At 68.4% G+C, this 12,365-nt stretch carries 10 protein-coding genes and 1 pseudogene; 6 read left to right on the forward strand and 5 right to left on the reverse strand.

Going from position 1 to position 12,365, the window contains the following annotated elements; translation table 11 throughout:
- The first annotated feature begins 2 nt into the window (after positions 1–2).
- The 6 genes from ligK to ACW5DW_RS08865 are packed head-to-tail and all read left to right on the forward strand — an operon-like array spanning position 3 to position 4,491.
- Positions 3–686, forward strand: coding sequence for a 4-carboxy-4-hydroxy-2-oxoadipate aldolase/oxaloacetate decarboxylase (gene ligK / locus ACW5DW_RS08840; RefSeq protein WP_457018469.1), 684 nt, complete (start codon positions 3–5; stop codon positions 684–686).
- Positions 686–1,324, forward strand: a complete 639-nt coding sequence (locus tag ACW5DW_RS08845; protein WP_457018470.1) for a DUF1932 domain-containing protein — start codon at positions 686–688, stop codon at positions 1,322–1,324. Before ligK ends, ACW5DW_RS08845 begins: the two co-directional genes overlap by 1 nt.
- Complete coding sequence (locus ACW5DW_RS08850) at positions 1,324–2,229, forward strand: amidohydrolase family protein (RefSeq protein ID WP_457018471.1); 906 nt, start codon at positions 1,324–1,326, stop codon at positions 2,227–2,229. The genes ACW5DW_RS08845 and ACW5DW_RS08850 overlap by 1 nt, the downstream gene beginning before the upstream one ends.
- 3 nt (positions 2,230–2,232) lie before the next feature.
- A complete protein-coding gene (gene ligA, locus ACW5DW_RS08855) occupies positions 2,233–2,670 on the forward strand; it encodes a protocatechuate 4,5-dioxygenase subunit alpha (RefSeq protein WP_457018472.1) in 438 nt (145 codons plus the stop codon).
- Positions 2,670–3,524, forward strand: coding sequence for a class III extradiol dioxygenase subunit beta (locus tag ACW5DW_RS08860; RefSeq protein WP_457018473.1), 855 nt, complete (start codon positions 2,670–2,672; stop codon positions 3,522–3,524). Before ligA ends, ACW5DW_RS08860 begins: the two co-directional genes overlap by 1 nt.
- Position 3,525: 1 nt before the next feature.
- Positions 3,526–4,491 (forward strand): Gfo/Idh/MocA family oxidoreductase, encoded by a 966-nt coding sequence (locus tag ACW5DW_RS08865; RefSeq protein ID WP_457018474.1) that lies wholly within the window; start codon positions 3,526–3,528, stop codon positions 4,489–4,491.
- A 419-nt stretch (positions 4,492–4,910) separates the two neighbouring features.
- Here ACW5DW_RS08865 and ACW5DW_RS08870 read toward each other — a convergent pair.
- From ACW5DW_RS08870 to ACW5DW_RS08890, 5 genes and pseudogenes are all read right to left on the reverse strand, one after another.
- Positions 4,911–5,264: pseudogene (locus tag ACW5DW_RS08870) on the reverse strand (transposase); the annotation flags it as partial.
- A 332-nt stretch (positions 5,265–5,596) separates the two neighbouring features.
- Positions 5,597–6,388, reverse strand: coding sequence for a hypothetical protein (locus ACW5DW_RS08875; RefSeq protein ID WP_457018475.1), 792 nt, complete (start codon positions 6,386–6,388; stop codon positions 5,597–5,599).
- The gene (locus ACW5DW_RS08880; RefSeq protein ID WP_457018476.1) at positions 6,388–7,941 is read right to left on the reverse strand and encodes a hypothetical protein; all 1,554 of its coding nucleotides are present in this window, start codon (positions 7,939–7,941) and stop codon (positions 6,388–6,390) included. The genes ACW5DW_RS08875 and ACW5DW_RS08880 overlap by 1 nt, the downstream gene beginning before the upstream one ends.
- Positions 7,938–9,326 carry an MmgE/PrpD family protein gene (locus tag ACW5DW_RS08885; RefSeq protein ID WP_457018477.1) on the reverse strand — a complete coding sequence of 463 codons (1,389 nt, stop codon included), beginning with the start codon at positions 9,324–9,326 and terminating at the stop codon, positions 7,938–7,940. The genes ACW5DW_RS08880 and ACW5DW_RS08885 overlap by 4 nt, the downstream gene beginning before the upstream one ends.
- Positions 9,327–9,444: 118 nt before the next feature.
- Positions 9,445–12,354, reverse strand: a complete 2,910-nt coding sequence (locus ACW5DW_RS08890; RefSeq protein WP_457018478.1) for a TonB-dependent receptor plug domain-containing protein — start codon at positions 12,352–12,354, stop codon at positions 9,445–9,447.
- Positions 12,355–12,365: the final 11 nt, after the last annotated feature.

Here is a 12,365-nt window from a genome sequence, read left to right on the forward strand (position 1 = left end):
TCATGTACGAACTTGGAGTGGTCTACCGCAACATCGAGCGCGCCGAGCCGGCGGTGGCCGAGGCCATGGCCGCGCTGGGCTCGGCGACCGTGCACGAAGCCATGGGCCGGGTCGGCCTGCTCAAGCCGTGCATGCGCCCGATCCACGCCGGCGCCCAGGTCTCCGGCACCGCGCTGACCGTCCTGCTGCAGCCGGGCGACAACTGGATGATGCACGTGGCCGCCGAACAGATCCGTCCCGGCGACATCGTGGTGGCCGCGGTCACCTCCGAATGCAGCGACGGCTACTTCGGCGACCTGCTGGCCACCAGCTTCCAGGCGCGCGGCGCGCGCGCGCTGGTGATCGATGCCGGCGTGCGCGATGTCAGGACGCTCGGCGAGATGGGCTTCCCGGTATGGAGCCGCGCCATCAGTTCCAGGGGCACCATCAAGGCGACCCCGGGCTCGGTCAACATCCCGGTGGTGTGCGCGGGCATGTGGGTCAGCCCGGGCGACGTGATCGTGGCCGACGACGATGGCGTGGTCTGCGTGCCGCGCGCGATGGCCGCCGCCACGCTCGAGGCGGCGCGCGTTCGCGAGGCCGGCGAGGAGGCCAAGCGCAGGCGCCTGGCGGCCGGGGAACTGGGCCTGGACATGTACGCCATGCGCGAGCCGCTGGCGCGCGCCGGGCTGAGGTACATCGACTGATGCGCAGGATCGCGCTGATCGGCTATGGCGAGGTCGGCAAGATCCTGGCCGAAGACCTGCGCGCCCGCGACCTGGAGGTGCATGCTTGGGACCGTGACCTCGATGCGCCGCGCGGCGACGCCATGCGCAGCCACGCCGCGCTGCACGGGGTGGCGCTGGGCGCTTCGGCAGCCGCGGCGGTGTCAGGCGCGGACCTGGTGGTCAGCGTGGTCACCGCCAGCCAGACGGTCAACGCGGCGGCGGACTGCGCGCCCGGACTGCGGGCCGACGCCTTCTTCCTCGACCTCAACAGTGCCTCGCCCGCCGCGCGCCATTACGGCGTGGAGGATGCGGTGCTGGTGTCGCCGCGCGAAACCTTTCCTGGCATCCATTGGGAAAGCCAGGCCAGCTACTTCTTCCAGCGCACGATTGAGCATGGTCGCCGCCGCAGCGAGGAGATGCGCGAGGCGGCGCGCAGCGTGACGGGAGCCGGACTGGAACCGTTGTCGGCCTCTGCCGCGGCCGAGCGCCAGGGCTGGATGGCCGACCTGGCCGACGCCGGGTGTTTCGGTGCGCGCGAGGACGTCGGCTACGCCCGCAGCGCCGACTGGCGCGTGGAGGCCGATCGCATTCTCGGCCGCACGCCGGGGACACGCTGATGGCATTCGAGAAAACCCCCGGCTGGCTGGACTGGCATCCGGCGCCCAGCCACCCCGCATTCCGCCTGCCGCCAGGCGCGGTGGACGCGCACTGCCACGTGTTTGGGCCCGGACACCTGTTCCCCTATGCGCCCGAACGCAAGTACACGCCCTGCGACGCCAGCCGCGAGCAGCTGTTCACCCTGCGCGGCCAGCTGGGTTTCGCGCGCAGCGTGATTGTCCAGGCCACCTGCCACGGCGCCGACAACCGGGCCATGATCGATGCGCTCCGACACGCCGGCGGCACCGCGCGCGGCGTGGCCACCGTGCGCGCAACGGTCACCGATGCGCAACTGCAGGCGCTGCACGAGGCCGGCGTGCGCGGTGTGCGCTTCAACTTCGTCAGGCGGCTGGTCGACGCCGCCCCGTGCGAGGAATTGGCCGCCATCGCCGGTCGCATCGCGCACCTGGGCTGGCACGTGGTGGTCTATTTCGAGGCGGCCGACCTGGCCAGCTACCGGGACTTCTTCGCCTCGCTGCCGACGCCGGTGGTGGTCGACCACATGGGGCGCCCGGACGTCAGCCAGCCGGCCGACGGCCCGGAGTTCGACCGCTTCGTGCGTTTCATGGCCGACAACCCGGCGGTGTGGTGCAAGGTCACCTGCCCGGAGCGGTTGAGCGTGTCCGGCCCGCCCGCTCTCGACGGCGAGCGACACGCCTACCGCGACGTGGTGCCGTTCGCGCGGCGCATCGTCGAGACCTTTCCCGACCGGGTGCTGTGGGGCACCGACTGGCCCCATCCCAATCTCACCACGCACATGCCCGACGACGGGCTGCTGGTCGACTTCATCCCCCACATCGCGCCCACCGCCGACCTGCAGCGCAGGTTGCTGGTGGACAACCCGATGCGGCTTTACTGGAGCTGAGCCATGGCACTGGAAAAACCCTACCTGGACATCCCCGGCACGACCATTTTCGACGCCGATCAGTCGCGCAAGGGGTATTGGATCAACCAGTTCTGCATGTCGCTGATCAAGGCCGAGAACCGCGAGCGGTTCAAGGCCAACGAACGCGCCTACCTGGACGAATGGCAATTGAGCGTGGAGCAGAAGCAGGCGCTGCTGGACCGCGACCTCAACCGCTGCCTGGCGCTGGGCGGAAACATCTACTTCCTGGCCAAGCTCGGCGCCACCGACGGCAAGTCATTCCAGCAGATGGCCGGAAGCATGACCGGCATGACCGAAGAGGAGTACCGCGAAATGATGATCAAGGGTGGACGTTCGGCCGAGGGCAATCGCCGCCTCGGCGAGACGGGTGACGCGCAGCCGCACGGTGACGCTACCAGCGCCCGGGGAGAGAACGACTGATGGCCCGCATCAGCGCATCGGTGTACACCTCGCACGTGCCGGCCATCGGCGCGGCCCTGGACCTGGGCAAGGCTGGCGAGGACTACTGGAAGCCGGTGTTCGCCGGCTACGACTTCTCGCGACAGTGGCTGCAGGACAACCCGCCGGATGTGGTGTTCCTGGTCTACAACGACCACGCCACCGCCTTCAGCCTGGAGCTTATCCCGACCTTCGCGATCGGCACCGGCGCCGAATACGCGCCGGCTGACGAGGGCTGGGGGCCGCGTCCGGTGCCCACCGTGCACGGCCACCCGGAACTGGCTGCGCACATCGCCCAGAGCGTGATCCAGGACGAGTTCGACCTGACCATCGTCAATCGCATGGACGTGGACCACGGCCTGACCGTGCCGCTGTCGCTGATGTGCGGACAGCCGCAGGCCTGGCCGTTCAAGATCATCCCGTTCGCGGTCAACGTGGTGCAGTACCCGGCACCCTCCGGACGCCGCTGCTACAACCTGGGCAGAGCCATCCGTCGCGCGGTGGACAGTTTCGACCAGGACCTCAACGTACAGATCTGGGGCACGGGCGGCATGAGCCACCAGCTGCAGGGACCGCGTGCGGGCCTGATCAACCGCGAGTGGGACAACGCGTGGCTGGACCAGCTGATCGCGGACCCGGGCGCGGTGTCGGAGATTCCGCACATCGACTACGTGCGCGAGGCCGGTTCGGAGGGCATCGAGCTGGTGATGTGGCTGATCGCGCGCGGCGCGATGGCCGACGCGGCCGGCGGCGCGGCGCCGCGACTGGCGCACCGTTTCTATCATGTCCCCGCCTCGAACACGGCGGTGGGACATCTGATCCTGGAGGAAAGCTGAGATGAGCAGCATCAAGGTGGCGCTGGCAGGCGCCGGTGCATTCGGCATCAAGCACCTGGACGCGATCGCCGGGATTGATGGCGTGGAGGTGGTGTCGCTGGTCAGCCGCGACCTGGACAAGACCCGTGCGGTCGCAGACCGCTACGGTATCGCACACGTCAGCACCGACCTGGACGAGGCGCTGGCGCTGCCGCAGGTGGACGCGGTGATCCTGTGCACGCCCACCCAGATGCACGCCGCCCAGGCCATGGCCGCCATGCGCGCCGGCAAGCATGTGCAGGTGGAGATCCCGCTTGCCGACAGCCTGGCCGATGCCGAGGCGGTGGTCGCGCTGCAGCGGCAGAGCGGGCTGGTCGCGATGTGCGGGCATACCCGCCGCTTCAACCCCAGCCACCAGTACGTGCGCAGGCGCATCGAGAATGGCGAGTTCAACATCCAGCAGATGGATGTGCAGACCTACTTCTTCCGCCGCAGCAACATCAATGCCCTCGGCGATCCGCGCAGCTGGACCGACCACCTGCTGTGGCACCACGCCGCGCACACTGTGGACCTGTTCGCGCACCAGACCGGCGGGGAGATCCTGCAGGCCCACGCCATCCGGGGCCCGATCCATCCCGAGCTTGGCATCGCCATGGACATGTCGATCCAGCTCGCGTGCAGCACCGGCGCGATCTGCACCCTGTCGCTGAGCTTCAACAACGACGGCCCGCTGGGCACGTTCTTCCGATACATCGGCGACACCGCCACCTACATTGCCCGCTACGACGAACTGGTCCAGTCCAGCGGCAAGGGCGGCGAGGTGCCGGTGGACGTGAGCAAGGTCGATGTGAGCATGAACGGCATCGAGCTGCAGGATCGCGAATTCTTCGCCGCGATCCGCGGCAACCGCGAGCCGCAGGCCAGCGTCGCTTCCGTGCTGCCCTGCTACCGGGTGCTCGACCGGCTTGAACGGATGCTGGGCGGGTAGGCAGACAGCGCCGGCTGGTCCGTTCCGGCGCGCACCGCGGTGGATACCGGCGGTGGCTGGATGGCGCTGCCGGCGAAGGTTGTGCCGAAGGTGGTCGCGGCTGAAGCCGCTCCTGCAGCGGGTTCGCGCGTCGAGCGTTCCCCTCCCGGCGCCGGCCGCGAATCGCGGTCTGCAGGAGCGCCTTCAGCCGCGATGGGCGGTGAGGCCACGATCCCCTGCATGAACCCTTGCCCGGACGGCAGCACGCCACGCCGGGATGCCGATCTCGCCGGAACTGTTCAGAGATTCCCTAGGGAATCTCTGAACAGTTCGCCCTGACGCTGTAATTTCGGTCTTCTGCTGCGTCAGCAACCTTGAGCAAGCCTGATTCGCGCCGCTTTCGGCGTGTTCGTGCGGGTTTCCCCGCATTTCAGGCACAACTATCTCACCGCACGCAACAACTGCCGGCGCGCCATCCACAGATTCGACAGCGCGAACAGCGTCAGCATCTGCGATGTGTTTTTCGCCAATCCGCGGTAGCCCACTTTGACGAAGCGGAACTGACACTTCACCACCCGGAACGGGTGCTCCACCTTCGAGCGGATGCTGGCCTTGTGCCGCTCCCAACGCTTTGCATAGTGACGCTCGCGTTTGCTCTTGATCGTCCGCAGCTTCGATGGCTTCGCAGCGATCAGAAAACCCGCCTTCACCGCCTGCCGTTCCTCACGCTTGTCCGCGCCGGTATAGCCGCTGTCGCCATACACCGTCTCTTCCTCGCCGTGCAGCAGCTTGTGTACCGGGTCATTACGTCGCGGAAGACATCCGGAGCACCGGTAGTCGGTCCGGATCTCTTCCACACTCGACAGGTCCGGGTCCGGTGGCGGCAGGCGGCCCTGAGCACGCACGCCTGCCATGACGCCCACCAGCAGCAACGCCGCCGACGATCCAACGCGACATGTCCACCCCCCCCCCCCCCCCACGGATCCCGGGTGTCGCGCGGCACTGCCCCCACTGCAAGTATCCAGTTCGTCCGCCCCCGGCCCGTCGGAGGGGCCGGTCCGACCTGGCGCGCCGAAGCCGGTCTGGATATGCGAAGGACCTCAGCGCTGCACGGAAGGCGCAGCCATCATTCGGTGGAAGTCCCCACCTCGACGGTGATGGTCACCCGGCGTCGCGTGTGGTCGTCGATGCCGTTGCCCGGCAAGGGCTGCGTCGACCAGTGCACGTCGAGCAGGGACTCCGAGACGCCGAGGTCGACCAGCGTCCTCCTGACTCGCGTGGCGCGCCGTTCCGCGATGTCGGCGGGCTCGACCAGGTTCTCGCCATTGTTCAGTCGCGAGACGCCACGGGTCGCCTCGATCCGAACCGCGTGCGGCTTGCTCAGCTCGATGAAGCGCACCAACTCCTCGAGCTTGCGCGTGTTGCGTCGGGCCAGGAACTCGCTGTCGAACTGGAGTTCGAGCACGTACTGGCGGCTCACATAGGGTGGCTCGGGATCGACCCGCGGCGTCGGCGGGTGCGGCCGCACGGCGGGGCCCGGGCCGCGCTGGTACGGCGGAGGCTCGAAGCCATCCGTCGGCAGGATCGTCTGGCAGGACGGATCGATCTCGTGCATCACGGAGACCTGGACGGCCTCGAGCGGAATGCCACCGCAGATGCGCGCGCCGCCCGCCACCTTCGCCTCGATCAGGGCCTTGTGCTTGAACTGCGGCGAGTAGAAGCTCGACGCACTGTCGCCCTGCAGGCCCAGGAAGTACAGCTCGTCCTCGTACTCCGCCAGCCAGCAGGGAAGCTCCGTATCGCGGATGATCGGGCAAGCGACGAAACTCAGATGACGCCCTGCTTCGGGGAGCGTCCCGGCAGCCGCGATGGTCGAACACACCACCGCCAGGAAGATCCACCACGCGCGCCTTCGCATCACAGCGTACTCATGAAGTTGACCAGGTCCTGCTTCTCCTGCTCGCCGAGCTCCATCTCGAAGCGGCGATCATAGAAATCGACGACCTCCATCAGGTCCGCCGCCACACCGTTCGCGAAGTACGGCGCACGTTCTGCAAGTCCGCGCATCTGCTGCAGATTCACGGCGCCCACGTCGACGCACTTGCCGGTGATCAGCGCGCGGCCCGGGTCCGTCGTCAGGATGGTCCGTCCGAGGTACGGATGCGGGCGCGTCGTCGGGGCGCAGGTCACCTTGAACAGCGGCAGGTCGTCCGTCTTCTCCGCGAACGGCAGGGTGTTGGTCCCGAGGTCCATCCACCCGGGCGCGCCGTCGATGCCGACGTGCTGCATGTTGTGGCATGTGGCGCAGGTGCGCTTGATCGGGTTGCCCATACCGATGATCGTGTTCAGGTGCGTCACGTCCCGGATGTAGAACGGCCGCATCATGAAGATCTCCTCGCCACGCGCGACGGACTCCCGGAACGCGCGCTGCTCCGCCGTCACGTCGCCACCCGCCGGCGTCTTCCAGGCCTCGAAGTATGGGAAGACGCGACGCTCGACGTAGTCGCCCAACAACGGCTTGCCTTCCACCACCGAGGCGGCACCGGCGGTCGCGCCGCCTGCATCGAGGCGACCGCCCACGTGGTGGTTCACGGCGGCCATGTAGACGCCGCTCAGGAACCGGTCCAGCTCCAGGATGTCCGCTTCGCTGAGCGGCTCGCTCCGTTGGAGATGCGTCTTCGCCGCGTCGCGCGACTGCATCCGGAGCGTGAGGAACCTCGCATCGGACAGGAGGTTCATGTTCTGGCGCTCGCCCGTCTCCGGGTCCCGCATCACGGGAACGCCGGTCTTGATGTTGAACAGGTTCGGCACCGTGAGGATGTAGCGGAGGTTCGCGGTGGGTCGCGGCCGGCGATAGACGGAGATGGTCGGCGTCGCGCTGGCCAGGCCGTACTCCGGGCTTGGATTGCAGCCGGTCGGGTCGCGCACGACTTCGATCGAGAACTCCAGCGCCTCGCCCTCCGGTAGCTTCGGCGGCCACGGCAGGCCGATACGTATCAGGCCGCGCTCGAGCAACAGCGAGTGCGACTCGCGCTCGCCCGGCGTGCCGTTGGGGCAGTTCGCCCCGTCGACCATCGCGAACAGCGGGTCCTTGCCTCCCGACAGCGCCCACATCTCGCGGATGGTCGCCGTGGACAAGCTCATGCCGTCCGAGGGTTGGTGGCAGGTGACGCAAGCCCGGCCGTTCGCCCCGATCGGCGCGAAGAACGGGTGGTCCGCCGCATCGACCGGCAAGTCCGGCCCGATGGTCTCGATATCGACGCTCCGCCCCTCGAACCGCATGTGCGGATGCCAATGGCGCTTCTCGCCCGGACGCCACCACCTCCGCTCGCCAGGGACGACCTCGACGTGCCCGTCGCCTTGCGCGGACGCGGCGCCCCCGGGCGCGCCATCCACGGCTTTCGGGCTGAAGAAGAACGCCAGCGCAACTGCGCCTGCGGCAAAACCAAATTTGAGGTAGGTACGGTTCATATGCCTGTCAACAATGCTCCCACGTCGCCCATTTCATCCAAGGATGCCACGGACGACGCAAGCTGTTCGATCCGGTCACGCTGCGGACGCGACGCGCTCAGCAGTCCGCACTCGATGAACTTCGCGTGCAGTTCCTGATGCGTCAGCGGATCCTCGACGGATCCGCGCAGGTGCTGGACATCGCGTGCATTTCGGGACCCATCGGCCATGACGAGCTCGACCACGGCGCCGCCGCCGGCGCTGGCGGGGCGCGCGCGTTGCGCGTCGTGTACTGCGCGCACCCGGGCGGCGAGCGCCAGCGTCGCGGGATCCCCCAGTGCTGCGTCGCTGAACGAGGCCAGCGTCACCTGGCCGGTGCGCAGCGCCGTAGCCACGCAGAATGGAATGCTGAACTTGGCGTCGATCGCGCTGACCGGTCGCTGCTTCTCCGGCGCACACAGCTCCGCATTGCGCGGATGGATCGTGCACACGATCTCTTCCGGGTCGGTCAATCCCTGCCGATGGAGGTCGATCGCGGCCTGCACGTAAAGGTGCGTGCCGCGACAGGACGGCCATGCCTTGAACGCCACGTCCGCGTTGTGGAAGCGCGTCCCGAGCCCGTCGACCACCATCTCGGGCCGATACAGGCCGCGCGCGAACATCTCGTAGAAGCCGGCCTGGCCCTCGAACGGACGCTCGAACCCGACGACCCCGCTCCGGGCCAGCTGCGCGGAGACGAGGCCGGCCTGCGCGGCCAGGCCGTCGCGCACGGCGCGGATGTCCGCCGACGGGCTGTACAGGATCTCGGCGCTGCACGAGGACTGGCACAACGTCATGGAGAAGGCGGCCAGGGTTTGCTGCACGTCGAGGCGCAGCAGGTTGGCGGCCGCGGCAGCGGCGCCGAACGCGCCCACGATGGGCGGGATGTACCACCCGTGGCGCGTCCAGTCGTCCGTGCGCGCCAGCGCCAGCCGGATGGCGACCTCGCTGCCGGCCGCGACGGCCGCGATGAGCCGCTTGCCGTCGACCTGGCCGAGCTCCTCGGCCAGGGCCATCGCGGCGGCGATGGTCGCGGCGTTGGGATGGGTCGACGAGGCCTCGTGCACGTCCTCGTAGTCGAGGGCGTGCGCCAGGGCACCGTTCGCCAGCGCCGCATACGACGCGGGCGCGGTGAACCCGAAGCCCAGGACATGCGCACGCCCCTGCCCGGCGAGCGCGCGCGCGTGCTCGACGAAGGGCGTGCATACGGGCTCCAGCCCCGAGGCCGCCAGGCCCACACCGAGCGCATCCAGGATCGAGCGGCGCACGCACGAGACGACCGGCTCGGGCAACTCCTCGTAACGCAGACTCGACGCGAACTCGGCGAGACGCGCGGACAAGCCCGCAACCGCGTCGGGATCGGCCACGTCACCCGTGCGCGGCGGCGGGGAAACCGCCCCGGCAAGCGCCGCACCCGCGCCGAGCGCGGGTGCGGCCAGCGAGCTGGCGAGAAGCTGTCGTCTGGTGAGCTTCACGACGGACGCGTTACCACTGCTTTCGGATCCCGAACATGATCTGGCGCTGGATGAGGCTGGCGACCTGCGGGTCGAAGGCGAGATTGCCGTTGATCACGACCGGTGGCTCCTCGTTGAACAGGTTGTTCACGCCCAGCGAGAAGCTCACGTCGCGGAGCAGGGAACTGTCGGTTGCGGGGACGTAATTTAGGGCGAGGTCGACGGTCGTGTGGGAGTCCACGGAGGCCACCGGCGTCACCGACGTGTTGTCGTAGCTGCCGGTGTAGTTCAGGTAAGCCGCGACGGACAGGGGCCCGCGCTCCCAGCGCACGCGCCCGCGCCCGGACCACCCGAGCGGGTAGTTGATCGTGTTCGCGAAGTCGACCATCGGTGTCGACGGGATCAGCGATTGCTCGTAGCCACGCACGTGCTGCAGGTCCAGACCGATGGTCCAGTCGTCCGTATCGCTCCACCAGCCATAGCTCGCGCTCAGCTCCACGCCATCGGTCCTGACCCGCCCGATGTTGCGTGGACGGCCGTCAACGAAGGCCACGATCGTCGCCGGATTCTGCGGCAGGCCCGTGTAGCTGGGCATCGACAGATAGTAATCGACCAGGTCCGCCGGCGGATTGCGCATGATGAAGTCGGCGAGGATGTCCTCCTTCGTCAGCGGAGAGTTGTCGTTGCCCGGCGCCGCGATCCGGTCGGTGTAGTCGACGTTGAAGTAGTTGAGCGACAGGTTGAGGCCCGGCAGGGACGGCGGGCTCAGGTCGGCGCCGAGCGACCAGATGGTCGCGGTCTCGGGACGCAGGCCCTCGACGCCGCTGCGCACCCACAGCGTGCGGGCGATTCCGCCCGCCGCGGTCGGATCGACGAAGTCCATCACGGAGATGACCAGGCCCTTGTCTGCGCCGGGGCCGGCAGGCGCCTTGAACGACTTGCCATAGCTGCCGCGGAACTGCACGCCCTGCGTCGGCACCCAGCTGACGCCGAGCTTCGGGTTCGTCGTGGTGCCGACGTCGCTGTAATCGTCGTGACGGGCCGCGAGCGAGAAAGACAGGCGCTGGATGCCGGGCCTGGCGTTTTCGCGCCCGATCACCGGCACCAGCAGTTCGGCGTAGGCGGAGTTCAGGCGACGCACGCCGCTGACGTCGTTGATCGCGTAGAGGCTCGTGTCCGCCGTACCTGTATTGCGCCGCTCGAAGGTGCCCAGCTCGCTGCGCAGATGCTCGACGCCTACGGCCAGCTTGACCTTGCCACCCGGCAGCTCGAACAGATCGCCGCTGCCGCCGACGCCGAAGTGGAGCATCTCGTAGCTCCAGTCGATCTCGTTGGTCGCGCGGATGCTCGCGAGCGTCTGCGGATTGGTCAGGCCGCCACCGCCGAAGGGATTGAAGGCGTTCGCCGGATTGCTGTCGGCGAGCGCCGCCGCCATGGCCCGACTGTTGATCTCGTTCCGGGTGGTTTCCTGGTGGTTGTACCCGTAGCTGCCGAACACCTCCGCGGTCCATGAGCTGCCCACGTCGAACTCCAGGCTCGTCGTCAGGAATGCGACGCGCTCGGATGCCTCACGCACCTGGTTGCCGAAATCCGCCTGCAGGTTGTACGCCACCGACGCGGACGTCGCCGCCGGGTTGGTCGGGTGCACGAAGAACGGATTCGTGCCCGGCACGGTGAGCGTCTGGAGGAAGTTGCCGGGTCCTGAGCTGCGCTCCGACTCGCGCACGGCGTACAGCCCCTGCGCCTTGAAGCGCACCGACTCGGTGAACTCCTGCTCGAGGTTCAGCGCGACCGAGCGCCGCTCCTGCCTGGGAAGGGCGTCGGCGCGCGTGTGGGCGCTCTGCCGGTTCGGCGCACCCACGATGAGGTCGGCGGGCGTCAGCGCGGTGCCATCCTGGCCGGCCGGGATCGCGTAACGCACTCCGCCGACCACGATGTTGCCGGGCGTCGCGCTGTACGAGCGGCCGTCCGGGCCACCGTAGGGACGCAGGTCATCAGTGAAGTAGCTGCGGTCGGCCGCCGCCAGGTTGTCGCGCTCCTGCCACTGGGCGGCGATCATCAGGCCACCGGAGCTCCAGGTCCTGCCGACCGCGGCGTCGACGGAGTTGGTGTCGAAGCCATCGGCCCAGCCGTGCCGCATGCCGACCTCCGCGCCATCGAACGGACTGCGCAGCAGGATGTTCACCACGCCGCCCACGGCGTCGGCGCCGTAAAGGGCCGAACCACCGTCGGCCATGACCTCGACGCGCTCGACCGCCGACGTCGGCAGGAGCGAAACGTCGAACGCACCCGTGCCCGCGGTGGTGCCGAGCGTTGGGGAGATCGGCACGCGGCGGCCGCCGATCAGGCTGAGCGTCGCATCGGGACCGAACCCGCGCAGGTTGATCGCAGAGCCGGCGGTCAGGTTGCCGTTCGCACCCTGGACCGCGTTGAAGCGGCTGTCGTCCGCGCCGAGGTTTGCGACCTGGGGCACGTTCCGCAGCACGTCGGTGAGGGTGGTCACGCCCGCGGACCGGATCTGCTCCTGACCGAGGGACAGCACCGGGGCGCCGACCGGAGCCGCGCCGCGGATGCGCGTACCCGTGACGACCACGCTCTCGAGCGTGGTCTCCGCCTCACCATCGTCGGTGCTGGGAACCTCCTGCGCGAGTGCCGAAGCACACGCGACCGCCAGCGACAGCAGGCTGATCCCAGGAATGGGTCTGAGTACAAACTTCTTCACTATTGGTTCCCCCAAGAGATGGCGTCGGGCGACCGACCTGGAATGGATGTGGCGCGATCCGAGCGACCGGGTAGCGAATGGATCGGCGTTTTCTTTGTGTTTTCGATCATAGGCGCTGTTCCCCCCGGGTCGGCATGCACGAGGGTGATTCCGGATATTCCGAACGGCGATGCGCGCGCCGACACCGCCAGGCGCGCGAACGCCTCGGTCCCACGCCACGCCCTTTTGGA

This window comes from Luteimonas sp. A482 (assembly GCF_054072655.1).